The 25,229-nt window shown below is 59.9% G+C and carries 31 protein-coding genes and 1 tRNA gene; 13 read left to right on the top strand and 19 right to left on the bottom strand.

Annotation, left to right across the window (positions count from 1 at the left end; all coding sequences use genetic code 11):
- Positions 1 to 8: 8 nt before the first annotated feature.
- Positions 9 to 1,238 (bottom strand): aspartate aminotransferase family protein, encoded by a 1,230-nt coding sequence (locus tag NCR98_RS05440; protein WP_250525701.1) that lies wholly within the window; start codon positions 1,236 to 1,238, stop codon positions 9 to 11.
- Between the two features lie 263 nt (positions 1,239 to 1,501).
- On the opposite strand from NCR98_RS05440, the gene NCR98_RS05435 reads away from it, so the two are divergent.
- Positions 1,502 to 3,475, top strand: a complete 1,974-nt coding sequence (locus NCR98_RS05435; protein ID WP_250525700.1) for a cytotoxic necrotizing factor Rho-activating domain-containing protein — start codon at positions 1,502 to 1,504, stop codon at positions 3,473 to 3,475.
- Positions 3,476 to 3,574: 99 nt separating this feature from the next.
- On the opposite strand, the gene NCR98_RS05430 is transcribed toward NCR98_RS05435, so the two are convergent.
- From NCR98_RS05430 to NCR98_RS05405, 6 genes are all read right to left on the bottom strand, one after another.
- Complete coding sequence (locus NCR98_RS05430) at positions 3,575 to 4,558, bottom strand: GlxA family transcriptional regulator (protein ID WP_250525811.1); 984 nt, start codon at positions 4,556 to 4,558, stop codon at positions 3,575 to 3,577.
- Between the two features lie 79 nt (positions 4,559 to 4,637).
- Positions 4,638 to 5,465, bottom strand: a complete 828-nt coding sequence (locus NCR98_RS05425; protein ID WP_370652102.1) for an ABC transporter ATP-binding protein — start codon at positions 5,463 to 5,465, stop codon at positions 4,638 to 4,640.
- 21 nt (positions 5,466 to 5,486) lie between these two features.
- On the bottom strand, positions 5,487 to 6,200 hold the full coding sequence (locus NCR98_RS05420) for an ABC transporter permease (RefSeq protein WP_250525699.1): 714 nt from the start codon (positions 6,198 to 6,200) through the stop codon (positions 5,487 to 5,489).
- A 15-nt stretch (positions 6,201 to 6,215) separates the two neighbouring features.
- Positions 6,216 to 6,905: an ABC transporter permease gene (locus tag NCR98_RS05415; RefSeq protein WP_250525698.1), complete on the bottom strand. Its 690-nt coding sequence runs from the start codon at positions 6,903 to 6,905 to the stop codon at positions 6,216 to 6,218.
- Between the two features lie 244 nt (positions 6,906 to 7,149).
- The gene (locus NCR98_RS05410) at positions 7,150 to 7,548 is read right to left on the bottom strand and encodes a hypothetical protein (RefSeq protein ID WP_250525697.1); all 399 of its coding nucleotides are present in this window, start codon (positions 7,546 to 7,548) and stop codon (positions 7,150 to 7,152) included.
- A gap of 60 nt (positions 7,549 to 7,608) precedes the next feature.
- Positions 7,609 to 9,192, bottom strand: coding sequence for an EAL domain-containing protein (locus NCR98_RS05405; protein WP_250525696.1), 1,584 nt, complete (start codon positions 9,190 to 9,192; stop codon positions 7,609 to 7,611).
- A gap of 285 nt (positions 9,193 to 9,477) precedes the next feature.
- On the opposite strand from NCR98_RS05405, the gene NCR98_RS05400 reads away from it, so the two are divergent.
- The 4 genes from NCR98_RS05400 to rpsU all read left to right on the top strand — a co-directional run bounded on the left by NCR98_RS05400 (position 9,478) and on the right by rpsU (position 11,333).
- Positions 9,478 to 10,026 carry a GNAT family N-acetyltransferase gene (locus NCR98_RS05400; protein WP_250464381.1) on the top strand — a complete coding sequence of 183 codons (549 nt, stop codon included), beginning with the start codon at positions 9,478 to 9,480 and terminating at the stop codon, positions 10,024 to 10,026.
- 7 nt (positions 10,027 to 10,033) lie between these two features.
- Positions 10,034 to 10,627 carry an IMPACT family protein gene (locus NCR98_RS05395; protein WP_250525695.1) on the top strand — a complete coding sequence of 198 codons (594 nt, stop codon included), beginning with the start codon at positions 10,034 to 10,036 and terminating at the stop codon, positions 10,625 to 10,627.
- A gap of 11 nt (positions 10,628 to 10,638) precedes the next feature.
- Positions 10,639 to 10,947: a 2Fe-2S iron-sulfur cluster-binding protein gene (locus tag NCR98_RS05390; RefSeq protein ID WP_250525810.1), complete on the top strand. Its 309-nt coding sequence runs from the start codon at positions 10,639 to 10,641 to the stop codon at positions 10,945 to 10,947.
- A 173-nt stretch (positions 10,948 to 11,120) separates the two neighbouring features.
- Positions 11,121 to 11,333 (top strand): 30S ribosomal protein S21, encoded by a 213-nt coding sequence (gene rpsU / locus NCR98_RS05385; protein ID WP_006999077.1) that lies wholly within the window; start codon positions 11,121 to 11,123, stop codon positions 11,331 to 11,333.
- Positions 11,334 to 11,717: 384 nt separating this feature from the next.
- Here the strand turns inward: rpsU and NCR98_RS05380 are convergent.
- Together NCR98_RS05380 and NCR98_RS05375 are read right to left on the bottom strand one after the other, a co-directional pair.
- A tRNA-Met gene (locus tag NCR98_RS05380) sits at positions 11,718 to 11,794 on the bottom strand.
- A gap of 55 nt (positions 11,795 to 11,849) precedes the next feature.
- Entirely contained in the window at positions 11,850 to 13,379 is a 1,530-nt protein-coding gene (locus NCR98_RS05375) for a peptide MFS transporter (protein ID WP_250525694.1), read from the bottom strand.
- Positions 13,380 to 13,486: 107 nt separating this feature from the next.
- Between NCR98_RS05375 and NCR98_RS05370 the strand changes: the two genes are divergently transcribed.
- Complete coding sequence (locus tag NCR98_RS05370; protein ID WP_250525693.1) at positions 13,487 to 13,723, top strand: hypothetical protein; 237 nt, start codon at positions 13,487 to 13,489, stop codon at positions 13,721 to 13,723.
- A gap of 62 nt (positions 13,724 to 13,785) precedes the next feature.
- Here the strand turns inward: NCR98_RS05370 and NCR98_RS05365 are convergent, their stop codons facing one another.
- The gene (locus tag NCR98_RS05365) at positions 13,786 to 14,955 is read right to left on the bottom strand and encodes a porin (RefSeq protein ID WP_250525692.1); all 1,170 of its coding nucleotides are present in this window, start codon (positions 14,953 to 14,955) and stop codon (positions 13,786 to 13,788) included.
- Positions 14,956 to 15,179: 224 nt separating this feature from the next.
- On the opposite strand from NCR98_RS05365, the gene NCR98_RS05360 reads away from it, so the two are divergent.
- Positions 15,180 to 15,935 carry an SDR family oxidoreductase gene (locus tag NCR98_RS05360; RefSeq protein ID WP_250525691.1) on the top strand — a complete coding sequence of 252 codons (756 nt, stop codon included), beginning with the start codon at positions 15,180 to 15,182 and terminating at the stop codon, positions 15,933 to 15,935.
- Here NCR98_RS05360 and NCR98_RS05355 read toward each other — a convergent pair.
- A complete protein-coding gene (locus NCR98_RS05355) occupies positions 15,875 to 16,609 on the bottom strand; it encodes a ribonuclease HI family protein (RefSeq protein WP_250525690.1) in 735 nt (244 codons plus the stop codon). The genes NCR98_RS05360 and NCR98_RS05355 overlap by 61 nt on opposite strands.
- A gap of 173 nt (positions 16,610 to 16,782) precedes the next feature.
- Between NCR98_RS05355 and NCR98_RS05350 the strand changes: the two genes are divergently transcribed.
- The gene (locus NCR98_RS05350; RefSeq protein ID WP_250464375.1) at positions 16,783 to 17,292 is read left to right on the top strand and encodes a PRC-barrel domain-containing protein; all 510 of its coding nucleotides are present in this window, start codon (positions 16,783 to 16,785) and stop codon (positions 17,290 to 17,292) included.
- Between the two features lie 26 nt (positions 17,293 to 17,318).
- Here NCR98_RS05350 and NCR98_RS05345 read toward each other — a convergent pair whose 3' ends face one another.
- Positions 17,319 to 17,561, bottom strand: coding sequence for a hypothetical protein (locus NCR98_RS05345; RefSeq protein WP_250464374.1), 243 nt, complete (start codon positions 17,559 to 17,561; stop codon positions 17,319 to 17,321).
- 142 nt (positions 17,562 to 17,703) lie between these two features.
- On the opposite strand from NCR98_RS05345, the gene NCR98_RS05340 reads away from it, so the two are divergent.
- On the top strand, positions 17,704 to 17,928 hold the full coding sequence (locus tag NCR98_RS05340) for a hypothetical protein (protein ID WP_250525689.1): 225 nt from the start codon (positions 17,704 to 17,706) through the stop codon (positions 17,926 to 17,928).
- A gap of 65 nt (positions 17,929 to 17,993) precedes the next feature.
- Here NCR98_RS05340 and NCR98_RS05335 read toward each other — a convergent pair whose 3' ends face one another.
- Both NCR98_RS05335 and NCR98_RS05330 read right to left on the bottom strand, forming a co-directional pair.
- On the bottom strand, positions 17,994 to 18,743 hold the full coding sequence (locus NCR98_RS05335; protein WP_250525688.1) for a DUF2968 domain-containing protein: 750 nt from the start codon (positions 18,741 to 18,743) through the stop codon (positions 17,994 to 17,996).
- 309 nt (positions 18,744 to 19,052) lie between these two features.
- Positions 19,053 to 19,520 (bottom strand): hypothetical protein, encoded by a 468-nt coding sequence (locus NCR98_RS05330; RefSeq protein WP_250464372.1) that lies wholly within the window; start codon positions 19,518 to 19,520, stop codon positions 19,053 to 19,055.
- Positions 19,521 to 19,856: 336 nt separating this feature from the next.
- On the opposite strand from NCR98_RS05330, the gene NCR98_RS05325 reads away from it, so the two are divergent.
- The 3 genes from NCR98_RS05325 to NCR98_RS05315 all read left to right on the top strand — a co-directional run bounded on the left by NCR98_RS05325 (position 19,857) and on the right by NCR98_RS05315 (position 21,242).
- The gene (locus tag NCR98_RS05325) at positions 19,857 to 20,144 is read left to right on the top strand and encodes a hypothetical protein (protein WP_244827642.1); all 288 of its coding nucleotides are present in this window, start codon (positions 19,857 to 19,859) and stop codon (positions 20,142 to 20,144) included.
- Between the two features lie 198 nt (positions 20,145 to 20,342).
- Positions 20,343 to 20,762 carry a hypothetical protein gene (locus tag NCR98_RS05320; protein ID WP_250464370.1) on the top strand — a complete coding sequence of 140 codons (420 nt, stop codon included), beginning with the start codon at positions 20,343 to 20,345 and terminating at the stop codon, positions 20,760 to 20,762.
- A gap of 102 nt (positions 20,763 to 20,864) precedes the next feature.
- On the top strand, positions 20,865 to 21,242 hold the full coding sequence (locus NCR98_RS05315; protein ID WP_250525687.1) for a hypothetical protein: 378 nt from the start codon (positions 20,865 to 20,867) through the stop codon (positions 21,240 to 21,242).
- 299 nt (positions 21,243 to 21,541) lie between these two features.
- On the opposite strand, the gene NCR98_RS05310 is transcribed toward NCR98_RS05315, so the two are convergent.
- Together NCR98_RS05310 and NCR98_RS05305 are read right to left on the bottom strand one after the other, a co-directional pair.
- Positions 21,542 to 21,937, bottom strand: coding sequence for a DUF3597 domain-containing protein (locus NCR98_RS05310; protein ID WP_250508865.1), 396 nt, complete (start codon positions 21,935 to 21,937; stop codon positions 21,542 to 21,544).
- An 811-nt stretch (positions 21,938 to 22,748) separates the two neighbouring features.
- Positions 22,749 to 23,300, bottom strand: coding sequence for a YdcF family protein (locus NCR98_RS05305; protein ID WP_244827638.1), 552 nt, complete (start codon positions 23,298 to 23,300; stop codon positions 22,749 to 22,751).
- On the opposite strand from NCR98_RS05305, the gene NCR98_RS05300 reads away from it, so the two are divergent.
- Positions 23,301 to 23,624: a hypothetical protein gene (locus NCR98_RS05300; protein WP_244827637.1), complete on the top strand. Its 324-nt coding sequence runs from the start codon at positions 23,301 to 23,303 to the stop codon at positions 23,622 to 23,624.
- Here NCR98_RS05300 and NCR98_RS05295 read toward each other — a convergent pair.
- From NCR98_RS05295 to NCR98_RS05285, 3 genes are read right to left on the bottom strand one after another with little or no spacing between them, the layout of a single operon-like run.
- A complete protein-coding gene (locus NCR98_RS05295; protein WP_250525686.1) occupies positions 23,616 to 23,858 on the bottom strand; it encodes a peptidoglycan recognition protein family protein in 243 nt (80 codons plus the stop codon). The genes NCR98_RS05300 and NCR98_RS05295 overlap by 9 nt on opposite strands.
- A gap of 8 nt (positions 23,859 to 23,866) precedes the next feature.
- Complete coding sequence (locus NCR98_RS05290) at positions 23,867 to 24,388, bottom strand: peptidoglycan recognition protein family protein (RefSeq protein WP_250525685.1); 522 nt, start codon at positions 24,386 to 24,388, stop codon at positions 23,867 to 23,869.
- A 4-nt stretch (positions 24,389 to 24,392) separates the two neighbouring features.
- Positions 24,393 to 24,992 carry a PAAR domain-containing protein gene (locus NCR98_RS05285; protein ID WP_250525684.1) on the bottom strand — a complete coding sequence of 200 codons (600 nt, stop codon included), beginning with the start codon at positions 24,990 to 24,992 and terminating at the stop codon, positions 24,393 to 24,395.
- Positions 24,993 to 25,229 lie beyond the last annotated feature (237 nt).

Below are 25,229 nucleotides of genomic sequence, written 5' to 3'. Positions count from 1 at the left end.
GGGTCCTGTTAGCGAGTGACGGCGGACGCGCCCAGAAGCTGGCCGATTGCCTGCTCGATACGCGCGAAGCCTTCGTCGAGATCGGCCATCGGCATGATGAGCGACGGCGCGAAACGCAGCACGTTGGGGCCGGCGATCAGCATGATCACGCCATTCGCCGCTGCCGCATTGAGCACGTCCTTCGCGCGGTCCTTGTAAGTGTCGTTGAGTTCCGCGCCGATCAGAAGACCGCGACCGCGAATCTCCCTGAACATGTTAAAGCGCTCGCCAATCCGCTGCAGATGCGCCTTGATCGCGCGGCTGCGCGCTTCCACGCCGGCGAGCACCGTTGGATCGCTGATCAGTTCGACGACCTTTTCCGCAATCGACGCGCCAAGCGGATTGCCGCCATACGTCGTGCCGTGCACGCCGACCGAGAAATGGCTTGCGATCGCTTCGGTGGTCAGCATCACGCCGATGGGAAAACCGTTGCCCAGCGCCTTCGCGCTCGTGAGAATGTCGGGCGTCACGCCATACTGCATGTATGCGTAGAACGTGCCCGTGCGGCCGACGCCCGTCTGCACTTCATCGAAAATCAGGAGTGCGCCGTGCTTGTCGCAGGCTCGGCGCAGACCCTCGAGGAACGCGGGATCGGCGGGCAGCACGCCGCCTTCGCCTTGCACCGGCTCGACGATCACCGCGCACGTGTCCGGACCGATGGCTTCGACGGCCTTCGCGAGATCGTTATACGGCAAATGCCGAATGCCTTGCGGCTGCGGCCCGAAGCCTTCCGCGTATTTCGGCTGGCCGCCCACGCTCACCGTGAAGAAAGTGCGGCCGTGAAACGATTGCGTGAACGAGACGATGCCGATCTTCTCCGGACCGAATGTGTCGATGGCATAACGGCGCGCGAGCTTGAGCGCGGCTTCGTTGGCTTCGGCGCCCGAGTTGGCGAAGAACGCGCGATCCGCGAAAGTGAGGTCCGTGAGGCGTTTCGCGAGGCGCAACACCGGCGCGTTGGTGTAGCCGTTGCCGATATGCCAGAGCTTTTCGCCCTGCTCGTGCAAGACCTTGAGCAGTTCGGGATGCGCATGACCGAGCGCCGTGACCGCTATGCCGCCCGCGAAGTCGATGTAGTCTTTTCCTTCGGTATCCCACACGCGCGAGCCGCGGCCTTTTTCCGGCACGAAACTCGCCGGCGAAAACACCGGCACCATGACTTCGTCGAACGTATCGCGGCTTACCTTGATCTCGCTCATGCTGTGCTCCTCGTCTGCCATTGCAATGTCTCCGATATTAGGCAATCGCGCGCCATCCGTCTTGCGCGTTCGCGACATGCTTCGAGGGCTTTTCGCGGAACGGCGCGTGCAAGACCGCAGCGCAATGCCTTGGAGCACGCTTCCCTATCGCAGGATTGCGCGATTTATCCGGCGCATTGATCGCGTATTACCCCCGCCGTACCTCATCTCGTACGCTCGAGCTGTAACAAAAGGATTGACCACAGCTCGTTGAGGAGGTCCATATGCAGGTGAATTCGCAAACTGGGTATATGTACGGCGTATCGAATGATGAACTGACGCAAGATACGAGCGGCTTGCCGCCGGAATCGCTGATGCCGGCCGGTACGAGAGCGTTGGCGGCCCCGCCGCCCCGTGTGGGAAGCGAAAATACTCCGCCTGGGAGCGCAGGCACGACGGGAGGCCCGCAAAGGCCGCCAGCAACGCCACCCACCTTTCAGGGGCAGAACGTATTCACGCGTTATACGCCAAACGGATATTCCGTCTCCGCGAAGGGAGGAAGCTGGCTCACGCTTAGCCCCGACTTGGTCGCGCAGACAATTACCAATCGATTCGGCATGCTGGGAAATAACGTTCTCGCGATTGAAGGCAAATTGCAGGCTCATCAGGAGCTAACGGCGGACGAAATCGTCGCTCTAAGGCGGTTCGCTGTCGCGACGGAATATCTTGCGCGTGTCGATCCCGCGCTCAAGAGCATGCTGGACACACCGTCCACCCATACTCAAGACGAAGTGCAGATCAGCTATGTAGGCGGGCCGATTATCCGGACGGACTATACGCAAGCCGAAGTTCTCGAAATGACGTCCGAGGCTCTTAAAAATCCCCTCGCGTCCTTCGTAAAAAGCTCGCAGGACCTCGGTAAGAAGCTGGCAAGAGGAGAAGCGCTTACTCCCGAAGAGGCATCGACCATAGAACGGTATACCGGCGTGGCGGACCAGTTCATGGCATTAACGCCTGCTGGCTGGGCCATGAAAGTTGCCGGTATGTTGACTGGCGGCTTGAATCAAGTCTTAGAAGGAAAGCCACTTACGAGAGCATTGGCGCACGAGTTGCTCGACGAGCTGAACGTGCGGCCGAACTTGGGAGCCGTGCAAAGCGCACGAAACGAGACGCCGCCTGCAACACCTTCGACGCCTTTCGTCAAGCGGCCTGTACATCTCCAGGACGGGCGCATCGGGTACCTGTTGGGGCCGACCAAACCACCGCGCATGCGCCCGGAACAACCCGGTACCTCCGGCGTTTCGACAGCCGGGGGCGGCAGCACGACACGGCCGCCTGCCCGCCAGCTCGGCCAGCGCGATGTCGAGAAATTGGCCGGAAAAGGCCCGCTCAAATTACGTGCACCCACCGATCAGGCGGCCGAACAGCAACGAATGAATTCGTTGCGCGTCCGGTTCGAATACTATCGGCACGACAGAGACGTCTCCGACATGGCCGCGCCGATGGACGCCACCGAAGCGCGATACGATCAGCGCCGCGACGTGCTGAACGTAGGCGAGACGAAGGATGCGACCTCGTACGACAGCAAAATGAAGATGTTCACCGGTACTTATTGGGACAAGAAAGGCATCTCGCTCAAGAAAACCGATCAGATCATCAGTATCGACAACGGCCGGGAGGGAGTCGGTGCCATCGCGGTGCCGTACTCGAAGATTCCGCGCGGGGGAACCGTCCTCGTGACCACAGGCACTCTGTCCGGATGTTCCGTGGTGATGGCATCGGACGGACGGAACTTTTATGCTTACCACGCCGGCACCAATCGCGCGGGTCCAGGATGGACGACCTCTGCGGACGGCGCCGCTGAAATCGTCCGAGCGCACAACGCAATGCGCCCAGATAGCCCGGTCGTTGCTTCTGCCTCGCCCGGCGGTCAAGACCTGATGAACGTCGGCAATAAGTATCCATTCTCGGTGATCGTCTATAACGGCAAATCGGGAAGCCTGACGAATCCGAGTACTGGCAACTCCGCTGAACGAATGTCGATGTTCGACTACTTCGAACCGGACAACTCGAAGAGCGTGGTAGGCACTGGAGAAGCGGTCATCTCCAAGGACATGAACGGCACCGTCTCGGTCCGCGTCCTGGCGGAAAAAGGAACGTTGAGCGATCCCAAGTCGGGGCCGGACGGAATGACGACCAAGTACACGATGCAAATGAGAAAAACGAGCGTCTATACCTTGCCGGCGGCGACTTCGTAAAAAAAGCGCCGGTGCAAAACTTCGTGATTCGCTCGATGCGTCCATTGACCGGCGGACAGGCTCCGTTTCGGTCGATGGCGTGCGCCGCGAGGCACCTCGTCAATTGCGCTGGCCGCTACCATCGGGCGGTTCGATGAGCGCGCCGCCGCGCGGTTCGTCGACCACGCCGCCGCGCTGCTTCTCGATCCAGTTGCGGCGCTCCTCGCGCGGCGTCACGCCGAAACGGTCGCGATAAGCATTCGAAAAATGCGCCGCTGAAGAAAAGCCGCATGCGAGACTGATCTGCACGACCGACTTGCTCGTGCGCTGCAATTGCGTGCGCGCCTTGGTGAGCCGCAGATTGAGGTAGTACTTCGATGGCATCGCGCCGAGGTATTGGCGGAACAGCCGTTCGAGCTGCCGCCGCGAAATGCCGATGAGGTTCGCGATTTCATCGGTGGCGAGCGGGTCTTCGATATTCGCTTCCATGAGCTGCAAGGCGTCGTTCAGACGCGGATGACGCTCGCCCGGCGCGGTCACGAACGGAATGCGCTGCCGCTCCGTGCCCGCGCGCAACACGCCGACGCCGAGCGAATCGGCAATGCGTTCGGCAAGATCCTGGCCGTGATCGCGCGCGATCATCGCCAGCATGAAGTCGATGCTCGCTTGCCCGCCCGCGCAGGTCGCGCGATTCCGGTCGATCTCGAAGATCTGCTGCGAGACGATGGCGCGCTCGAACTGCTCGGTGAATTGCTGATACGTTTCCCAGTTCACCGCGACGCGATACTGCGCGAGTTGTCCCGCCATGGCGAGCCACCAGACACCGTGATGGATGCCGGAAACGAGCGGCGTGCGGGGCGCCACGCGCGCGAGGCTTGCCAGAAAGAGGCGGTAGTCGGCGAACTGCTGGTAGCGCTCCGAGATCACGATGAGCCAGTCGCACTGCACCGCGTCGTTGAAGGCGCAATCGGCGGGCATGTGCGCGCCGCCCGAGAGCGGCACCGGCCGGCCGTCCCACGAACAGATCCGCCATTCGTAAAGCCTGTGCCCGTCGATCTCGTTGGCGAGCAGAAGACTGTCGATGATCGGCGCGATGCCGCTCATGGATACCGGCGGCAGCGCCACGATCACGACCTGCAACGGCCGAGACGAGCCCGCGGAACCCGGCGGCGACAGCCCCACCTTACTTGAGACTGCCGGACAGGAATTGACGCAGGCGGTCGCTTTTCGGCGCGCTCAGCACATCGGCGGGTGCGCCCTCTTCCTCGGTGCGTCCCTGATGCAGAAACATCACGTGATTCGACACGTTGCGCGCGAAGCCCATCTCGTGCGTGACGACGATCATCGTGCGGCCTTCCTCCGCGAGCTTCTGCATGACCTTAAGCACTTCGCCGACGAGTTCGGGATCGAGCGCGGACGTAGGTTCGTCGAAGAGCATGACATCGGGATGCATGGCAAGCGCGCGCGCAATCGCCACGCGCTGCTGCATGCCGCCCGACAAATGCGACGGATACTGCTTCTCCACGCGCGGCGGCAAACCCACTTTCTCCAGATACGTACGCGCGCGGTCCTCGGCTTCCTTCTTCGACAATCCGAGTACGTGGATGGGCGCTTCCATCACGTTTTCGATGGCGGTCATGTGCGACCACAAATTGAAGTGCTGAAACACCATCGCGAGTTTGGTGCGGACGCGCTGCAACTGCTTGTGATCGGCGACATCGAGATTGCCGGCCTTGTCCGCCTTCGTGCGCACGGGTTCGCCGTCGACCACGATCTGCCCCGCGTTGGGCTTCTCCAGAAAGTTGATGCAGCGCAGGAACGTGCTTTTGCCCGAACCGCTCGCGCCGATGATGCTGATGACATCGCCCGCGCGCGCCGAGAGCGACACGCCCTTCAGCACTTCGTTGTCGCCGTAGCGCTTGTGAATGTCACTGGCGACGAGCTTGGTCGCGACGTCTTTGGCGGTAGGCTCCAACGCTTTCTCCTCGGATGATGGCTTGTCGTGATGCATGGCTTCGGATTTTACCGCTCGTCAACGGCTCGCCGGTCTCAAATAGCCGAGCCAGCGCCGCTCCGCGCGCCGGAACGCGGCCACGAGCGCGAACGAAATCGCGAGATACAACAGCGCCGCAATGCCGAACGATTCGAACGACTGATACGTGGCGGAGTTAGCGTCTCGCGCGACCTTCAGGATGTCGGGCACGGTGGCGGTGAACGCGACCGTCGTGGCATGCAGCATCAGGATCACCTCGTTGCTGTACAAAGGCAAGGCGCGGCGCAGCGCGGATGGCAGGATCACGCGGCGATACATCGTGAAGCCGCTCATGCCGTAGGCGCGCGCCGCTTCCACTTCGCCGTGCGGAATCGCGCGAATCGCGCCCGCGAAGATCTCGGTCGTGTAGGCGCAGGTATTGAGCGCGAAGGCGAGGATCGCGCAATTGAAGCCGCTTTTGAAGAACGCTTCGAGAAGCGACTGCGAGCGCACGAATTCGAGGCTGTACATGCCCGTGTAGAGCAGCAGCAACTGCACGTAGAGCGGCGTGCCGCGAAACACGTAGGTGTAGAGACGCACGGGCGTCGAGAGCCAGCGGCGCTTCGACACGCGCGCGCAGGCGAGCGGCACGGCGGCGCAAAAGCCCGTCGCGATCGATGCCGCCAGCAGCCACAACGTGACGACGAGACCCGACGCGCGCATGCCGTCGGAGTACAGGAACGGGCGCCAGTAGTCGGCAAGGATCTGGATCATGGAAAGCGCGAGTGGTCAGAGTTCGGCGTGCCGCACGCCAATGGAATAGCGGCGTTCCAGCGCCATCAGCACCAGATTCGAGGCGCTCGTGATCGCGAGATAGATGAGCGCCGCGACGAGGATGAAGAAGAACATGTCGAAGGTGCTCTTGCCCGCATCCTGCGCCGCCTTGACGACATCCGCGAGCCCGATGATCGACACGAGCGCGGTCGCCTTCACCAGCACCTGCCAGTTGTTGCCGATGCCCGGTAACGCAAAGCGCATCATCTGCGGAAAAAGAATGCGGCCGAACACGCGCATGCCGCTCATGCCGTAGACGCTACCCGCTTCGAGCTGGCCGCGCGGCACGGCGAGGAACGCGCCGCGAAAGGTCTCGGTGAAGTACGCGCCGTAGATGAACCCGAGCGTCAGCACGCCGGCCGTGAAGGGGTCCATGTCGAACTGGTCCCAGCCGAAGGCATCGGTAACGCGATTGATCGCGATCTGAATGCTGTAGAACAAGAGCAGCATGAGGACGAGATCGGGAACGGAGCGGATGAGTGTCGTGTAGGCGGTGGCGATAGCGCGCAGCGCGCCATGCCGCGACAACTTGGCCGTCGCGCCCGCAAGTCCGAGCAGCACCGCCACGAGAAGCGACAGCACCGCGAGCGCGAGCGTTTCCCTGGCGCCCGCCCAGAGGAGCGGACCGAAACCGTGTAAAGACAAGGAGCGCCTCCAATTCGTTCTTCGATTGGCGGCGATCCTCGCAAGCTAAAAATAATCGCTCAAAGCGCAAGCTGGCTTATATTGCGATGCAGCATCCGTGTGTGAAGGCAGTCGAGACGCCGCTGCGTACGCGAGCGCGGATCGGAACCCGCGCACGCACGACATTGAAAAATCGCGCTTTCAGGTCGCATTTTCGATAGACGCGTCGGCGTCCAGACGATGACCTGTCGTGGCCGCGTCGCGTTCAATCCGCTGGCAGCGCGCGCACGAGTTGCGCGACCTGGCCGTTGGCCACCGCGATATCGGCGCTTTCCTGCAGCAGCGGCAGGAAACGTTCGGCGAAGGCGGCTTCGCGAGTTTCGGCGCGGAACATCGCGGCCACCGCTTTCGCGTGCTCGATGCGCGCCTCGGGCGTGGCTTCACGGTCGTCGAGGACGTCGTCGATGGCGGCGATCACGGCCGACAAGGGCGAGAGCCATTTATAAGCCGAACCGTTGATCACGATCTGTAGGAACTCGCCGGGCGACACCGCGCCGAACTCGGCCTCGTGGCGCACGCGCATGTGCGCGAGCACGCTGCGATGAAGCGTGAGCAGCGGATGACGAACATCGCGAAGAAAAGCGCTTGCTGTCTGGTCGTTCATGGTCGTGGCTCCTTGAGGTCAGCCCACCAGATGAGGACGATACCGGCGATTCCAACCCGCTCAGTGGCCGCGTGTCCTGCTTGCGTAGCGAATGAACTCGGCAGCCGAGAGCGGCGGCGAGAAGAGCCAGCCTTGACCGAACTTCGCGCCCCGCGCTTGCAGATACGCCGCCTGTTCCTCGCGCTCGATGCCCTCGGCGATCACCTGCACGTCGAGCGTCTCGGCCATGTCGACGATATGCGAGGCCACGCTGCTCGATGCCGCGTCCTGACCGATGGTATCGACGAACGATTTGTCGATCTTCAGGCCATCCACGCGAAAATTCTGCAAGTGGGACAGGCTCGAATAGCCGGTGCCGAAGTCGTCGAGATAGACCGCGTGCCCCGCATCGCGGAACGCGCTGATGACTTCCTTCGCGGCGGCGGCATCGAGGAAACTGCGCTCGGTCGCTTCGATGCGAATCTGCTGCGGCCGCACGCCGACCCGCGCCACCGCCGGGCGCAGCACGTCGAGAAAACGGTGCGTCGTGAGATCCGGCACGGACAGATTCACGGACACGTAGTAATCGCGATAGCGCTTGAGAAACTCGCCGAGTTCGAAGAGCACGGTGTCGAGCACCTGATCGGTGATGGCCTGGATCAGCCCGCCATGCTCCGCGAGCGGAATGAAGTGATCCGGCCGCACGATCCGGTCATGATGCTTCCAGCGCACGAGTGCTTCCGCGCCGACGCAACGCCGCGTGGCGAGATCGACGATAGGCTGATACGCGACGATGAACTGATGCCGCCGCACCGCGTCGCTCAACTGACCGCGCGGCGAGAGCCTTCTCACGATGAACCATGCGGCCCAGCCCGCGCACGCGAGACCCGCGCCCATGCCGCCGAGCAGCCATCCCCACGGCAAGGTGGAAACACGCTGCCTGAAGGTCTGATGCGGCGCGCTCACGACCACCGCGAGCGGCAGCGACACGGACCGGCGCACGACCCACGACGCGCAATCGGGCCCGGGCGATGGCGTGCGATAAACGGCGAGGATGGCGGCGGTATCGGTGGCGGGCGTGCGCGCGATCACGCGGCTCGCTTCGGTGTTGATGACCGCGAGACTCGCGGGCGCGCTCGCGTTGTCGCGACCATCGAGATAAAGCGAAGGATCGGCGGCGACGTAGAAACCGTCGCGGCCCATGACGAGCGACTCCTTGCCGCCCGGCAAACGCGAGAGCGCATACCAGGCGCTCACGCCGTCGCGCGAACGCCAGTCCGGAGCCGGCAGCGTGAGCCCTTCGAGCGTGCCCGCCGACACCGCGCCCAGAAGCGACGAGCATTGCCAGCGGCCGTCGTGATCGTAGGCGCCCGCATCGCGCACTTGTGTATGTGTCAGCGCAATGCGCCTGAGTTCGTGGAGATAGATCGTCGAGCATGGCGTGGCGCTCACCTTGCCGATTTCGCCGAGCGCGCCCGACAGACGGCGCGTTACGTCTTCCGCCCGAAACAGCGCGGCGGCGGCGGCGGTGTTCAGCAATTCGACTCGCTCCTGCCGGCGGCTGCGCTCCGCCAATAAAAAGCCGATGCCCGCCGGTGCGAGCGCCGCAGTCACCACGATGACGATCAGAAGCGCCGCCAGCGCCCCACGTTGGAATTTGTTCATTGCATGTTATGGTCCGCGGCGCGTTGGGTGATACTGGTCTTACGCCGCACGCGCTTTGAGCGCGTTTTTCGTTCGGATGCTCGACTCGGCGGGGCGCGCGCAGGGCGGCGCCGTCCGCCGTCCCGGACAGACGACTAAGTGTAGGGGGCAGCGCCCGCCCGGTTCAACGCTTTCTTTAACCTATAAGTCGCCGGCTTGGTGGGTTGGCGCACGGCCCGCAGGCCCTTTTTTTGCCTCGGCCGGTCGTGCGAGAATCCGCTTATCACTTTTGCTCCAGAAACGACGATGAACGCACAGAGCGCCACCGCGCCGATCATTCGCGACGCCGCATCCGGCGATTTCGACGCCATCGCGCGCATCTATGCGCATTACGTCGACCATGCGCTCGCCACCTTCGAGGAAGTCCCGCCATCGCCCGATGAAATGCGTTCGCGTCAGGCGGCCATCGTGGCTGCGGGCTTGCCTTATCTCGTCGCCGAGATAGATGGCGAAGTGGCCGGATATGCCTATGCGTCGGCGTATCGGGCGCGCTCGGCGTATCGGCATACGATCGAAGACTCCATCTATATCGCCGAGGGCTTTCATGGCCGCGGTCTTGGCTACACGCTTCTCAGCGCGCTGATCGACCGATGCGAGGCCGGGCCTTGGCGTCAGATGGTCGCGGTCATTGGCAACAGCGGCAACGCGGCGTCGATTGCGCTGCATACGCGTCTCGGCTTCGGACATGTGGGCGTGCTGCGCGATGTCGGCTTCAAGCATGGCCGATGGGTCGATTCCGTGCTGATGCAACGTGCGCTCGATGCGTCGGCGCCGGTCATCGACGGGAAGAGTTGAGCACGCCTTGCCGACCTACACACTCGCCTCCGCCGTCAGCGCTGAAATCGATATCCGCAAAAGCCGCTTCATCGCGCTCGCGATTCCCGTCGCCGACCGCGACGCGGCCATGCGCGAACTCGAACGGCTGCGCGCCGAGCACCCATCGGCGACGCATGTCTGCTGGGCGCTCTTGGCGGGCGGCCAGTCGGGCATGTCCGACGACGGCGAGCCATCTGGCACGGCAGGCCGCCCGATTCTCGAAGTGCTGCGCCATCACGAAGTCGATGGCGTGCTCGCCGCCGTCGTGCGCTACTACGGCGGCATCAAGCTCGGCGCGGGCGGGCTCGTGCGCGCCTACACCGATGCCATCGCCAGCGCCATGCAACTGGCCGAGCGTGTGGAGCGCATCGAGCAAGGAGTCGTCGAGATCGACATCGATTACGCCGATGAAGCGCGCGTGCGACGCTGGATCGAACAGAACGCCGCCGAACTCGTGGAAAGCGCCTACGGCATGCGCGTGCGGCTCGTCGTCAAGATGGCGGCCGTCGCACGCGAAACCGCTGCCGCCGAATTACGCGACCTCACCCATGGCCGCGCGAATGTCGAGGTGCGCACTTGAGCGCGTTCGTAATGCGCGTCGAGCCGGCCGGGTTCGTCGTCCCGGTCGATGAAAACGTCTCGCTGCTCGAAGCCGCGCAAAAGGCACGCGTGGCGCTGCCGAGTTCCTGCCGTAACGGCACGTGCCGCGCGTGCATGTGCCGCCTGATCGAAGGCGACGTGCGGTATCGAATAGAGTGGCCAGGGCTGACGGCGGAAGAAAAAGCCGAACGCTGGGTTCTGCCGTGCGTGGCGCTTGCGACGTCGGATGTGGTGATCGAGCAGCCCGAAGCGCGTGAGATCGTGCCTTCGCCGCGCCCTTCACGCTCGCGCGGATTCTGACTCCGCGAACCCGGGTATTCCGGGATTGTCGTCTCGATTCAACGACCTACGATGAACATCCCGAGCCGCGGCCAAGCATGTCCGTGTGGAAAGAGGATGCAGGCCGGCTCTCAAAAAGTGTACAATTGCGCTTTGCCCTAAATTCTGGCAGGGCCAGATCAACCGAGAATTCAATGACAAAAGTACTGCTGAAAGAGAATGAGCCTTTCGACGTCGCCATGCGCCGTTTTCGCCGTACCGTCGAGCGCACGGGCCTGATTCAAGAACTCAAGTCGCGCATGGCGTATGAAAAGCCGACCACCGAGCGCAAGCGCAAGAAAGCTGCTGCTGTCGCTCGCCTGCGCAAGCAGATCCGTCGCGCGCAATTGCCGAAGAAATTCTATTGATCGACGTGGGGCTTGAGCCCTCGCCTGCATCAAAGCTGTTTGGAGTCGTTTGAGTTGTCTGGTACAGCGGCCCGATAGCCGGTCATAGCCTGAGTCTGATTAGTCGCGGTTTCGCTCTTGAGTGGCCGTCTGGTCATCGGTGCGAAAGCTCGCGGGTGGTATGCGCACTCGACGTGCGTCCTTCGGACAACGGCTGGCAAGAATGCACAAAGCCTGCATGAGTGAATGCTCATGCAGGCTTTTCGTGCTTGTCGGGGAAGAATTTTTTTCGACGCGGCCTTGTGTTTTGGTTTTGACTTGCGATCAGGATGTCGGCGCGCAAAGGCTAAACAAACGCGCAAAAGCGAAGAGCCCGGCTTTAACCGGGCTCTTCGCTTTAAAACTTGGTTGCGGGGGTAGGATTTGAACCTACGACCTTCGGGTTATGAGCCCGACGAGCTGCCAGACTGCTCCACCCCGCGTCTGAAGAACTAAATTATAGACGCAATTTGCTCGCTACGTCAAACGGAGTTTTCATCAAGTCGATGAAACACGCAGAAGTGTTTCGCTGGCGTGCGTTTCTTCGCCAGACTGCAACGCTCGATGGTGCTCCCGCGAAAGTTTATTGAGCAATGGCAGCAAGATGAATGCGATGGCCGCGCCGGCCGTCGCAAGCCATCCCAGCCCGAAGAACAGATGCGTATAGAGCGGCAACGACTGCACCGCATCGAGACTGCCGTTCGGCATGCGCGCCAGATTGGCGACCAAGCTGCCAAGATACTGCGACACGCCCGTCGCCACGAAATACGCGCCCATCATGAAGCCGCTCATGCGCGCCGGCACGTAACGCGCGATCATCGCGAGACCAAGGCCCGACACCAGCAACTCGCCGAGCGAGTAGAGTCCGTACCCCGCCACCATGAACCACGACGACACGCGCCCTTCCACCGCGTAGCGCCCGCTCAATCCGAAGACGAAAAAGCCAATCGCCACGACGACAAAGCCAAGGGCGTACTTCGCCGCAACGGAAATGTCGCGGCCGCTACGCCCGAGGCGTGTATAGGCCAGCGCGAGCATAGGACTCAGCAGCATGATCCAGATCGGATTGAGCGCCTGAAACTGCGCCGCGCTCCAACTGAAGAGATGCCGGCCTGCAATGGAGAACGAAGGATCGACATTGCGCAGGGCGAACAGCGTGAGCGACGTCGACATCTGCTGATAGAACACGAAGAACAGGATGACCTGAAACACGAGGATCAGCGCGGCGACGAGTCCCGCGCGCTCGCTACGATCGCACACGCTCAGCATGTAGCCGAAGATCGCGAGAATCGCGACGCCCGCACCATACACGCACGTCACGGCCACGGCCTTGTGCTGCAGGATGAACACTGTTGCCAGCGCCAACATCACGCCGCCGCCGATGACCGCGAACAAACGCCTCCAGTTCAAAGGCGCTTCGTCGGGCGCCGAGCCGATATGCGCGAGCGTGCGTCGCATCAGCGCAAAATTCAGAAGTCCGAGCAGCATGCCGCCGCAGCACACCGCAAAGGCCGCGTGCCAGCCCCAGTGATCTTTGATCCACGGCGTGGCGAGCATCGAAAAGGTCGAGCCGATATTCACCGCCATGTAGTAAATGGTGAACGCACTGTCGATACGCGCGATATCGCCTTCGTAAATACGTCGCACGAGATTCGCCGCATTCGACTTGAAAAGCCCATTACCGACGACGATCACGCCAAGCGACGCATACATGAACCCGAGCGCGTCGTATGGCAGCGCCAGCATGAAATAACCGAGCGCAAGCACGATTGCGCCAAGCGTCATCGTGCGCCGCGCGCCGAGCACTTTATCGCCAATCCAGCCGCCTATGGACGGCGCGGAGAAAACCAGCGCGGTAAATGCGCCCCATGTGAGATTGGCGTGCTCGTCGGCGAAACCAATCTTGTCAATCATGAACAGTACGAGCAACGCAGCCATGCCGTAATAACCAAAACGCTCCCACATCTCGATCAAAAAAACCGTGGTGAACGAGCGCGTCTCAGACGTGCCGGGCGGGCGAGTAATCATCGATAAATCCTTGAACAACGATGGGCGAATCAGCGGCGCGAGAAACGTCGCTTCAAAGGGTGATCAGGAAAAAGTCAAATAACTGTAAGGCGAGTTCGAGCGGGAAAATGGGTGATTATCGCAAATCCGCGGTGCAGATCATGGCGGAAATTGAGAAACAGGCTATTGCGCGAGTTGCCGCAGCGGATGCCGACAAAAATCCGACGCGCCGGTATTGCATGGCAGACCAACGGCGGATTGCACGACATTCTCTTGCCAATCTCGCGCTGCACGACAACCGCTGCAATTTTAATTGCGCATATCGCCATGAATCTTTGGGGAAACAAGACTTTGCGATGTCATAAACAGCATCGCAATTACGAGCGTAATAATCGTTCGAATTACGTAAAAATGTGCAGCACCACATTTAAAAACGATGCCGAATTCCCGTCGTGAACATCAACTGATTTCGGCCGCTCGACGGATCATTGCCATAAACCACCGCTGGCGCCTGCGACGATGATCTCTGGTAAATCGATTCGAGATAAACATCGGTGCGTTTCGACAGCAGATAATCCACCTGCAGCGCGCCCTCATGCCAGTGCGCACCGCCGCCGCTGGTATAAACATACATGCCCGCTATCGCAATGGACTGCGTGAGCTTGTAAATGCCGTTGATCTCGTAGTTGTTCAGCCCGAGCGATGGCATGACGTTGCCGGTGTCGGCATCGGTTACGCCAGAATTGACGGTGCGTGAAAAGGCGCCGCCCAGCGTGACCGCACCGAGTTCATAGTTTGCGCCCACGCCGAAAGTATTCTGCTGCTGAACGTTCGCCGAGTAGACCGTGCTGGCCGCGCCGGGAAGCGCCAATGCGTCGTACGCGCCGCTCGTGGTGTCGCCGCGTCCGTTGTTATGCAGATAGGCAGCGCCCGCGCTGAACGACCCGAGCGAATAGTTCGCGCCGATGCTGTACGCGCGATTCTCCGCAAACTGGCCGGCGGCATTAGAGAACGCGTACAACCCGCCGAAGCTCAGGCCGCCATAGGAAGCGCTCGTGTACTTCACGGAATTCGCGGCAAGGTACGAATTGTTGGCGTTGTCGTTATCGAGCAAATGGGCGAACGCGGTGCCGCCAGTGCCACCTGTCAACGTGAATGGCGCGAGGTAATCGTGGATGGAATCGTATTGATGCCCGAACGTCACCGTGCCGAGCGTGTCGGTGCCGAGTCCGACGTACATCGGATGATCGTTCAAGCCCTCTCCCGATACCGACGAGAACCCGCGCTCCAGCCGGAAGATGGCGCGCGCGCCGCCGCCGAGGTCCTCCGAGCCTTGCAGCCCCCAATAGCTGCCATCGATCGTGCCGCTCGTCAGCCGATACTGCGACTTCCCGCCCACGTTGCTGACATAAGCGACGCCGGTGTCGATTTCGCCATAGAGCTGCACCGAACTTTGCGCCCAGGCCGACGACGGCGTCCCGACGACTGCGATGATGGTTGCCACTGCCGCCTGGACGCCGAACAGCGCGCTGGATGGCGTCGGGCCAGCATCGACGGCCGAAGAAGTATCGCGGCAGTTTCGCGGACGGATTGGCATAAAGAGCTCCGATAGTTCGTTTTGGTTCTGAGAGCGATTGTCGATTCTGCAATCGAGGTTGTCAGGTCGAAAAGCGTCAGCAAAGCCCTCTGTGACCTTGAACCAACGAACGCGCTTTTTTCTGCTTTATTGAGGTTGCGCATTTCGCCCTCTTCAGCATAGTCAGCGACCCGTGTTGCTTGCCGCTAGAATCGAGGCGCTCACGGACAACCGGATGACGCCCCATGTCGAAAAACACCATCGCAATCGTAACGGGCCACACGCGCGGCCTTGGCGCGGCGCTCGCCGAAACGCTGCTCGCGCGAGACATTCGGCTTCTCGCCCTCTCGCGCAACACAAACGCCGCGCTCGCCGCGCGCTATTCCGGCAAGCTCGAAGAGGTGGAACTGGATTTGACCGACTTGGATGCCCTCGGCCGCTGGCTGGAAGGCGACGCATTGCGCACGTTCATCGGCGACGCGGACCAGGCGCTCCTCGTCAACAATGCGGGCATGCTGGCACCGATCGGCGCGCTCGCGGATCAGAACGCCGCAACCATCGCGCGCGCGGTCAGCGTCAACGTTGCCGCTCCGCTGATGTTCGCCGCGGCCTTCGCCGCACAGGCTGCGCACGTCGCGGACAAACGCATTGCGCATATTTCGAGCGGCGCGGCGCGCAACGCCTATCCCGGTTGGAGCGTGTACTGCGCGACCAAGGCCGCGCTCGATCATCACGCGCGCGCGGTCGCACTGGATTCGGAGCAAGCCGGGGATCGCACGCTGCGCATTTGCAGCGTTGCGCCGGGTGTCGTCGACACGGACATGCAGGCTGAAATCCGCTCGACCGGACTCGAACGCTTTCCGCTGCGGGAACGTTTCGATGCCCTCAAGCGCGACGGTCAGCTCGCGACGCCGCGGCAATCGTCCGAGAAGCTGATCGCCTACTTGTTGAGCGATGCGTTCGGCAGCGCGGCCATAGCGGACGTGCGCGAGCTCGGCTGAGCGTCGTGCGTGTCCATTTGAATCGACGCTCCGTCGAGCGCCCGACGCGACAGCACGTCCGCGCTCGCATTCCGTTCGCGCGGAATCCACGTGAGGCGGACCGCGCCGATCCGGGCGATGAGCGCCCGCGCCTCGCGCGCAAAATGAGTCAGGGAACGAATGCCCGCGCCTTCGCTGGCGTGCATATCGTCGATCACGACGCGGCTGTCGCCGTGAATCGCGATCTCCGTCGCGCCTTCGCGCAAGGCGGCTTCCAATAGCGCGATGAGCGCGCGATATTCGGCAACGCTGCTGTCGCCGCGTCCCGCTTCCGCGCTGATTTCGACGACCTCGCCTTGCGGGCTCTGCAATACCGCGCCAATGCCGACGCGCCCCGGATTCGGCAGCGCGGAGCCGTCGAACCAGCCGCGCCAGGCGGGCGCATCGGTGACCACGGGTTTTCGGTTCGCGCGGCTCGCACGCTCGGCCTCGCGCATTCGTACGGCATCGGCAAACTTCCGCTGCGTTGCACGTCGGGTCGCGATCAAATCGGCGAGGCTTTGCGAACCGGCGACTTTCGTCATCGTCCTAATGAGCGCTTCGTGCTCGGACAACGAAGCGCCTTTGGACAGCCGGCGGCTCCGTTCACGTTCCTTCTTATAGGCAACCGCAAGCAGTTCCTCGACATCGATCATGGACTAAGGAGGCATCGGGGAAAAAGAAGCCCGAGCTTAGCAGACGCCATTAGCGCGCATTCAAACAGGCATCGATGGGAACGAACGTTGCTGCTTAGTTGAAGAAAAAGAGCGGCTCATGCACCTTTGAAAACCGACACCGCGCAACGTTCTTCACGCGTAAGGAGCGAATCATGAACCAACCGATGGAACCCGCCTCGGGCGGCGCGACGATCATAGGCAAAGGCGCCGCGACCGCCGCCGGACCTGGCCCGGACGTGATGGCCGCAAGTACGCTCGATGGAAATTCGGTGTTGTCGAGCGACGGTCACGACGTCGGCTCGCTGAAGGAAATCATGCTGGATGTGAGCAGCGGACGTATTGCGTATGCGGTGCTGTCGAGCGGGGGCTTTCTTGGCATCGGCAACAAGCTGCTGGCCATTCCCTGGAGCGCGCTGACGCTGGATACCGACAATCGCTGCTTTCGGCTAACCGCGACTGCCGAGGAAGTGCGCAGCTCGCCCGGTTTCGACAAGGATGCGTGGCCTTCCATGGCCGACCGCGTCTGGGCGACCACGGTGCATCAGCACTACGGACGAGAGCCTTATTGGACCAAAGAGACGCGGCCGGACGATGTGAGTCCGACGGGCGCGATCCCGCCATCCGGCGTCGACGCGCCCGAGGCGGGCGGCGTCAAGCTCTGACGGGTGAACGGATTTCGGCGAGCCGCCTAGTCGCGGCGGCGCTCGCCGACTTGAACGTCGACGCCTTCGGTCTCGCCCATCAGCGCCTTCAGGACGTCGCCGGCGAAGTCTTCGATAGCGAAATGCCATTCGAGCGAGCCCACGGGGAAGTCGTTGGGATTGCATTTGCCTTGTGCACGCCGGATGGCTCCGACCGACAGGCTCAACGCACGAGCGTGTTCGAAGTGTGGATCGCTCGAATCCAGAAACGGTATCTGATCTTTATCCATGACACTCTGTCGGCCCCGGCCGCGGCGGTTGCATGAAATCGATAACGGCTGACGCCGGCAATACTTTAGGATCACGCGCGCTGTCGGACTCGCATTACACGGCCACACGGCCGCGCCAGATCCAGCATGCGGGAAACTACTCATGCAGCCTTATGAAAATCTTTCGGGCAAATCGGGCATTGCGGCTTTCGAAATCCTGCACGACGGCATAAAAATACGCTTCGTCAACGGCGGGACCTATTTATACGACTATTGCACGCCGGGGCGTACGACAGTCGAGGAGATGAAACGGCTAGCTAACACTGGACGCGGGCTAAGCACCTACATTTCGCGACACGGCGGCGAGTATGCCGAAAAAATTAGCTAGCCGCCAAAACCGCCATTTTAGCTTATTGCCGCCAGCACTCTTTTTTTGCCCCACTATGGAACAACTCAACGACGCGACGGAAGGTGCGGGACAACTTCGTTGCAGGTCGTTTCGAGTTGATGAAGCTGACGTTGAAGTTTGCTGAGCTGCACCTGTGCCGAGACTCGCCGGCCTTCTAGTTGGGCAAGCTCGCGACGTATTTCCTGCTGCCTGGCTGCGACTTGCTGATCCTGACTATTGCCACGCTGCAGATCGACCCGCACACGCTCGACTTGCGCTTCGGATTCTGCAATCAACCGTGTGTACTGTTCGTTCTGTGCTTCCAGGTATGCGCGCCGCATTTCGGCTTCGGCGAGTCGCATGGCTTGCTCGACGAAGTGACGGAACGCGGCTTCAGCGGCATCGGCATCTTCTGCTTTTAGGACTCGCCACACAGCGTCGTCGTGGAAAAGTACCGAATAGTACGTCAGGTCACGCGGGTAAAACAGGAGAGTGGTCGAAAACGCAAAACTTCGAAATGCGCGAAACGTCGATAACGATGATTGCTGAATCAGCCATTCGACTTCAGCTATTTGAGCAGCCTGCAACGCTTGCGAATTGACTTGCTGCGCCGATGCGCCTATCGGCCGAAGAGGCGTGACGCGCGTTGCTTGCGCAGCGGGTGTGGCGACGGTAGGCGGCTCGGCACCAGTGTCATCGTCATCGTCATGCGGCTGAGGGGCGTGCATTCGAAAGGAATCAGGCGCTTTTGGCCGTAAGAGAAACGATGGCGCATTATCGAGTAAGGTGCCTCTTCTGCTGAGCAGACTCTTCACATTGACTCCCCGGCTGCCCTCGCTCCGATCGCCAGATGTCACGCGATCCGTATTCGAAGTTCGCGACTTGAAATTGCTTCGCGATGAATTGCGAGCTTGAAGATTGAAACGCCACTAATATGTATCGCTCAATGACGCTTTAATCTTCAATACGATTGAACTGCGTAAAACTTAGTATAGCCGAGGCGTCGGTAGATTCAATCGACGCCTTGAAAAGGCCGAGGCTTCTCATGTATCTCGTAGGATTGACTCGCGACGTTTCCGTGAATGCAATTCCGTGAAACGCCGTGACTCTTCCGGCTACGCTAATCACATATGGCGGTAGATTGCCTGAGTTCCACTCATGCGCAACTTAGCTAATTGCGCGGACCGTGCCTTGGACATTAAAGCAACCATGCGCATGATTCGAATGCCCTGTACGCCACATGTAATGCCGGGCGTCTTGGCGACGCTGGCTTCAAGCGTGGACATGTGGCGATACAAATGTTCGATAGGCGCAACGCCATGTACCAGCGAAGGTGGTGCAGCGTGCGTGGACGCGGACAGACGACTGACGTTTTCGACGGCAACCGGCGTATTCACCGGCGGTTCCGGAAGCGGCTCGGGCGCTGGTATATCGGCACGGATGGTGCCTTCATTTCGGCCGACGAAAAACTGATAAACCGCTTCCAGACCATCGGCAGGCGTTTGCTCGACACGTCGCGCAGTCGCGGCGCACACATGCAAGCGCCAATTTTCACGCTCACTTATTTTCGAGATGAGATCGGCAATGCGCAAGCGCAATTCGCTATCGCGGCGCGCAATCATGACTTGAAGCATTCGCGCTTCTTCGCTCGATGGATCGGGCAGGCGTGCGCTCCATGCCATTAATTCGTTCAGGGAAATCGACATGGAAAACTCCGTAACATTCTGTTGATTGAAACGGATTTCGATCCGTTCCAGATCTTCTGGACCACGAATTGTAACGAACCAACAGCGGCTTTTGCCCGTCCATAAATCCTAGTCTTTGCGAATGATTTAAGACAAGAAAGCCGCCGTTTCGACGCGGCACGCGCGATGCTTACGAAGTCGGCACACGGCGCACATCTCGCGCCGGACTTCAAGGAGACAAACATGAAATCCACCGCATTGGTTGCCGGCGCTCTCATTGCCTTAGTCAGCACCGCCACGCTGGCGCAGGAGATGTCGCGCGATCAGTTGAATCAGCGTCCTTCCCAAATGCAGCAGGTACAACCGGGCGTCTCGCCGGGCAAGAACATGAACGACTCGGCCCAGGGCGGCGTGCCGTCGGGCACAGCGGGAAGCGGCACGCTCATGCAACAGCGCGAGAAGGGCATGGCGCCCGATGCGACGCAAGCGCCCGCAAAGGGCGCGAATTCCACTGGGACGATGAAGCAGTAGTCGTGCGCGAAGCAGCGCCGCGCGCCGCGTATTCGTGCGGCGCGCTGACACGCGCGTTTCCGGCCAACACATCTTTAACTGTTGGCGACTTGGACGCGACACTTGCGAACGGTCTCGCGTGGTCGCCATCGGACCTACCAAACGTTAATTATCGTCTCCATCACAACGATTAAGAATTGTCCGAAGGTTTTTTGCAGCGTGAGTCGCTTAAATGCATACCTCCTACAGACCATAAAGAGGCTCACAATAATGAAGGACCTGCAAGTTTCCGTCGACTCCAACGGCCGCGTCACCACTTCCCACTCCATGGCTATCGGCGAGCATTGCGCCAATCGTGCGCGCCTGCTGTCATCGCTCGTCAATATCGTCGCAGCGCCGGGCGGCTTCGAACACTTTTGCTCGTACCCGGAAACCATGCGTCGCGACATCCTGAGCCTGCTCCACTCCGTCGCAGAAGAACAGATGCCGTTGATCGCCGCACTCGAAGAGCACACGGCTCGCGCGTCCTTTGAAAAGGGCGTTCAGACGGCGCGTGAATTCATGGCGCAGGAACAGGCGGCAAACGCCGCATTGCATTTCGACGCAGAGCAGGCTGCGCAAGCAATGATCGCTCACTAAACGACTTGACCGCGAGCAAAAGCACGCGGTATCGAGTCGAGCGACTCACAGCCCCGCACGCGCGGGGCTTCTCACTGCAACGATTTCAACCGTTACGCGCCCATGTCCACGTACCAGGCAGCGTCATGGTGCATCCGCCAATTGGAAAACAATCACGAAATCATGCGAACACTTAACGCTCTTATTGTTTCATTCGGATTCCTGGCGTTGACCTGTGCATCGTCGGCCTTCGCGACCTACAGCGAAGAATGGGTTAGCAGTACGGCGGGCGCGCGACAAAGCACGCCGCAACATGCGGCGAAGACGGTGTCACCAAAACGAAAAGTGGCGGATACGTCACAACACGTCGATACCGCAAACCAGTCCGATCCTATCGCCGCGTTCGCGCGACCGGAGTCATCGGCCAGGAAACGCGAGGAAAAAGCAGCCGCTTCGCGCGATCCGATCGAGGCTTTCGCGACTGCGCCGCGGCAACGGTAGCACGGAGCGTACGTTTTTTCCGCAATTTGGCGGTGCAACGTTTGTAGAAACACGATTAATCCGATATCGAAACCAGAGCAGGATCGACTATTCTTTTGGATGTCGTAAGAGATGGATACACGGTTGGCCCCGCCCTGCCATGTGCGCGATTCAATCGAGCATTATTAGAGGCCTGGCCTTGCCGTCGTAGCCATCGTTCTTACGGCGCCTCCTTTTCCCCGTGTCTGTCCAAAAAGAAGCCCGCTATCGGAAATGACTCCAATAGCGGGCTTGTTCTGCTGACTGTCTTTTGCTTGCGTTTAAGCGAGCATATCCGACGGCAGCTTGCCACCATTGGCAGCCAATGCCTGCATCAGTTGCTTGTGCAACCAGATGTTCATCGTCGCCGAGTCGTTGGTGTCGCCGCTGTACTTCAGCTCGGCGGCCAACTGCTTGCGATGGTCGAGGCTGCTGTCTACTTGCAGAAGTTTCATCAGATCGACGATCGATACGCGCCAGTTGAGCGTCTGGCCGCTTTCGCGCGCCAAGCTGTCCATGACGGCGGCCACGTCGATGTCGGACAGTGCGGCAGGAGCCGGCGCCACGTCGGCTTGTGCGACATCAGCCGGGACCGGTTGCGCTTCGACTGCGGGCGCTTGCTCGGCGGGCTTTGCCTTGTGGAAAATCTTGTTGACGATGTCACCGAAGATGCTCATGTTTCAATTCCTTGAGTTGATAGGGAGTTGCAGCGCGTGAACCTTAGCGCGGAGTACCGTCGATGGTTAGTCTTTCCAGCATCGAGTGATGCGAATTTGACTAAATTTTTCAAGGACGTACGCTTAGGAGTGCGGCTTTTCCCCGCGGATGAGTATTCGGTTGGATCGCGCGTGAGAAATGGCGATCGCTTGTGTTGCGTGAAGTGCATCGCTTGGGGAAATGAAGACAACCCTTTGATTTTCATAAAGGATTGCGGAATTCGTCAGAACATGCTGGCTTGCATACAGGCGGTCCCTCTCCGCCACAATTTCAAGCCCTTGATTGTTTGAGGGCTTTTTCTTTTGCAGCCGTTATGTTCGCCTTGCTCGATTCTTATCACGACAACGTCCGCGTTCCAGACGCTGGCGCCCGTCAAGCGGTTGAAGGAGCAGGAGCTCCATGTAATGCTTGTATTCCCTTCGCCACGCGGCAAGGTTCTAAGCGATATCGTTCTCACGTCCTTCCTGCGCCGCGTCAGTGCGAAGAGCGACACGCCTGGACGTATCGCCACGGCGCACGGATTCCACAGCAGCTTCCGCGATCGGGCCAGCGACAACGGCCACGCCCGTGACCTCGCGGAACGCGCGCTGGCTCATACCGTTGCGAACAAGGTTGAAGCGGCTTATCACCGAACCGATTTGCTAGAGTTGCGCCGCCCAATGATGGAAGCGTGGGCAAGACACGTTTGCGCCACGCCGGCTGGTTGCGCCAACCAGTCCGACTGCTAGCAAACCTGCTTAACTGTGCCGCCAGACACCGGCTGGACTGATACTAGATCGGGCGGATGACATACCAAACTAGAGCTGGCACTTCGCGCAAGACGGAATAGGCGTCCCGCGCCTCCCAGAATCGCGGATATGCACCACTAACGTTGCTCACACCAAAACGCCTAAGCGTAAGCATCGTTCTTGGAAGATGAAAATACTGCGTCACTACTAACGCACTTGATAGTCCTCGATTTCGCATAAAAGCGCTAGCGTTACGCGCAGTAGCCCAAGTGTCGTTTCCCGCACGATCAATCACGATGTTGCGAGACGGAACGCCACGACGCACAAGGTAGCGATACATGACAAGCGCTTCGTCATTACCCGACGCTTCAATGCCACCACTCACAAAGACGAGTTTGCATTGTTGTTGCTGATAGCACTGGAAAGCTCGTTCAAGCCTTGCCGCCAACCGTGCTGACGGACTACCATCGGCATCTACCGTGTTTCCCAGCACGATGGCGACGTCCGCCGGGCGCTGCAGGGAAAACAAACCCACAGAAACTAGCCCCGCCGCCGAAAGCAGCCAAAGATGAACAATTATTTTTAAATAGCGCAAATGAAAATCCTCATCGGCATCTGTTTCGTTGTCGTTCTCGCATGGCTTTCCATTACTACGAGCCTACCGCGCGCCCCAGTCGCCCAGCCGTGTACGCAAGAGTGGTTTTCATATCTGGACAACCACTACTTCGACATTTCAGATAGCGACGGACACGGTCCGGACATGGGCAACAGCGAGTGGTTCGACGCATTTGAGGAAAAAGCCAAGCTGCCCGTGACGAATCGTCTTCCGAAACAGCAACGCTGCCAGCTAATTCAAGACCAGCTTGCGCGTCGAAGCTACATCATTAACGAACAGCTTGGCTGGGCAATCTCACTTTGAAGGTGCGCGAAGCCCGAATTTTGCCCGCATTGCCTCGACTACCTGCATCCCATACTTACCCGGACATGCCCGCCCCTCGTTACCGGGTGCTAGAAGCTGATATTCGCGATGCCCCCCTAACGCCGTGATGTTGAAAACATCGTTCAATGTTGCTATCAACACCGACAGGGCATCAATCTGCGCCTTCGTCGGCATCGCGTGGTCAAAGGCCACGGAATCTTTCGCGATGTCCATCGATCCTTTCAACTTCTGCCAAAGCGATTTCCGGCTGTACTCCTGCTGCCAAGCTTCGCCAGCTTCGGCCAGATATTCGAGCAGGACAATAACAAGTTGCCTGTGTTGTCCCCTTTCACATGGGAACCGGTAAAACGAATGTAACGGGCTTCAATCACCTCGCCGGGGCATGAAACGGCATAGTGATAACCAACGTCATCAAATGCTTGCTCGCCCATATCATAGGACTGAACCTTCTTCATTTGTTCGATCGCCCCGTGCTCACCTACTGCGCACGAATAACTACGCCCTGCGTGGTGAATCACGATATCTCGGTAATCCCAGCGTGACGGCGTCAGCGTGTTCTTGGGCGGCTTTGCACCCCAAGACGATCTTTCTAGTAACGGGTAGCCCTTTTGCTTCAATTGCATGATAATCGCCTGCCGAGTTGCGGCTCGATTATTCACAGATATAGATATTGCGCTGGCTCTGGTGTGTCCCGCCGCCGAACGAGTCGATGTCCAGTGTTCAATGTTGTAATCTGCGGTCATATCCCTACGTCCCTGTACCCGGTTTGAGTTCGCGTTTCGGTGACGAGAAAACGACGTGTAAATCGATAGTCCTTTCCCCGTCTGTTTCAATCTTTGCGTACCCGCTCACGTCCGTTTTGCCGGATTGTTTAACTCCTGCTACTCGAGCGACGAAACTTTGGTTACGCAGCGCCTCGCCCGTAATGCTGTCCTGCACATAGAACCAGCTCGCATACTTGTCCTTACTGCGAATTTGTTCGACAGTCTCTGCGATTTCCGCTGGGATGCCCGAGTTCGCTGCAAGTTGCTGTTTGATGACTCCAAGGCTCTCGGCCATGTCGTCGTACCAAGCTTCGCCCGCAAGCATGGCGAAGATGCGCGGATGCTCGGAGCAACCGCATACAACCACGTCGTCATGGGCTGCAATCTCGCTGATGAAGAAATTCATACGACGCGGCCCGCCAACCTTAGCGATGTATCCGGTCGTTTTGCAGACGGGGCAGTATGCCGCCCCGCCAATTAGAGCGGCTTGATGCCCGTGAACGAGAAATTGCGGTCCTTCGTAAGAGCAAATTTCGCCATCGTTGTCGAGCTTGTCTCCGACAACCGCTATACGACGCATCATGACCGAGCCTCGCGATGTGTTTCGTTATGCTTGATTTTTGGCATGTAATTCATTTCTGTCTCGTATGCTCGCTCGGCTTGAGCGGCATCGTGATGCATACGAGCGGCGCGACGGCGCATAACAAGATTCAAACGGACACACGTCAAATTTAACTAATTTTTACGGCGTCGTAGAATCAACGCTGCGGATTTGTATCGTATTCTGCAAAAGTCTGACGCGTGGTTGCGCTGGGACAGG

Origin of the sequence: Caballeronia sp. GAWG2-1, from assembly GCF_023631405.1 — a bacterium.
GTDB lineage: Bacteria > Pseudomonadota > Gammaproteobacteria > Burkholderiales > Burkholderiaceae > Caballeronia.
The sequence above is the reverse complement of the archived record's forward strand: the minus strand, read 5'-3'. Positions and strand labels throughout refer to the sequence as shown.

Excerpts from the sequence above, each read along its gene's own strand:
- NCR98_RS05440 (WP_250525701.1), bottom strand. The coding sequence starts at position 1,238 with ATGAGCGAGATCAAGGTAAGCCGCGATACGTTCGACGAAGTCATGGTG.
- NCR98_RS05435 (WP_250525700.1), top strand. The coding sequence starts at position 1,502 with ATGCAGGTGAATTCGCAAACTGGGTATATGTACGGCGTATCGAATGAT.
- NCR98_RS05430 (WP_250525811.1), bottom strand. The coding sequence starts at position 4,558 with ATGAGCGGCATCGCGCCGATCATCGACAGTCTTCTGCTCGCCAACGAG.
- NCR98_RS05425 (WP_370652102.1), bottom strand. The coding sequence starts at position 5,465 with ATGCATCACGACAAGCCATCATCCGAGGAGAAAGCGTTGGAGCCTACC.
- NCR98_RS05420 (WP_250525699.1), bottom strand. The coding sequence starts at position 6,200 with ATGATCCAGATCCTTGCCGACTACTGGCGCCCGTTCCTGTACTCCGAC.
- NCR98_RS05410 (WP_250525697.1), bottom strand. The coding sequence starts at position 7,548 with ATGAACGACCAGACAGCAAGCGCTTTTCTTCGCGATGTTCGTCATCCG.
- NCR98_RS05405 (WP_250525696.1), bottom strand. The coding sequence starts at position 9,192 with ATGAACAAATTCCAACGTGGGGCGCTGGCGGCGCTTCTGATCGTCATC.
- NCR98_RS05400 (WP_250464381.1), top strand. The coding sequence starts at position 9,478 with ATGAACGCACAGAGCGCCACCGCGCCGATCATTCGCGACGCCGCATCC.
- NCR98_RS05390 (WP_250525810.1), top strand. The coding sequence starts at position 10,639 with ATGCGCGTCGAGCCGGCCGGGTTCGTCGTCCCGGTCGATGAAAACGTC.
- rpsU (WP_006999077.1), top strand. The coding sequence starts at position 11,121 with ATGACAAAAGTACTGCTGAAAGAGAATGAGCCTTTCGACGTCGCCATG.
- NCR98_RS05375 (WP_250525694.1), bottom strand. The coding sequence starts at position 13,379 with ATGATTACTCGCCCGCCCGGCACGTCTGAGACGCGCTCGTTCACCACG.
- NCR98_RS05370 (WP_250525693.1), top strand. The coding sequence starts at position 13,487 with ATGGGTGATTATCGCAAATCCGCGGTGCAGATCATGGCGGAAATTGAG.
- NCR98_RS05365 (WP_250525692.1), bottom strand. The coding sequence starts at position 14,955 with ATGCCAATCCGTCCGCGAAACTGCCGCGATACTTCTTCGGCCGTCGAT.
- NCR98_RS05360 (WP_250525691.1), top strand. The coding sequence starts at position 15,180 with ATGTCGAAAAACACCATCGCAATCGTAACGGGCCACACGCGCGGCCTT.
- NCR98_RS05355 (WP_250525690.1), bottom strand. The coding sequence starts at position 16,609 with ATGATCGATGTCGAGGAACTGCTTGCGGTTGCCTATAAGAAGGAACGT.
- NCR98_RS05350 (WP_250464375.1), top strand. The coding sequence starts at position 16,783 with ATGAACCAACCGATGGAACCCGCCTCGGGCGGCGCGACGATCATAGGC.
- NCR98_RS05345 (WP_250464374.1), bottom strand. The coding sequence starts at position 17,561 with ATGGATAAAGATCAGATACCGTTTCTGGATTCGAGCGATCCACACTTC.
- NCR98_RS05340 (WP_250525689.1), top strand. The coding sequence starts at position 17,704 with ATGCAGCCTTATGAAAATCTTTCGGGCAAATCGGGCATTGCGGCTTTC.
- NCR98_RS05325 (WP_244827642.1), top strand. The coding sequence starts at position 19,857 with ATGAAATCCACCGCATTGGTTGCCGGCGCTCTCATTGCCTTAGTCAGC.
- NCR98_RS05315 (WP_250525687.1), top strand. The coding sequence starts at position 20,865 with ATGTCCACGTACCAGGCAGCGTCATGGTGCATCCGCCAATTGGAAAAC.
- NCR98_RS05310 (WP_250508865.1), bottom strand. The coding sequence starts at position 21,937 with ATGAGCATCTTCGGTGACATCGTCAACAAGATTTTCCACAAGGCAAAG.
- NCR98_RS05300 (WP_244827637.1), top strand. The coding sequence starts at position 23,301 with ATGAAAATCCTCATCGGCATCTGTTTCGTTGTCGTTCTCGCATGGCTT.
- NCR98_RS05295 (WP_250525686.1), bottom strand. The coding sequence starts at position 23,858 with ATGGACATCGCGAAAGATTCCGTGGCCTTTGACCACGCGATGCCGACG.
- NCR98_RS05290 (WP_250525685.1), bottom strand. The coding sequence starts at position 24,388 with ATGACCGCAGATTACAACATTGAACACTGGACATCGACTCGTTCGGCG.
- NCR98_RS05285 (WP_250525684.1), bottom strand. The coding sequence starts at position 24,992 with ATGATGCGTCGTATAGCGGTTGTCGGAGACAAGCTCGACAACGATGGC.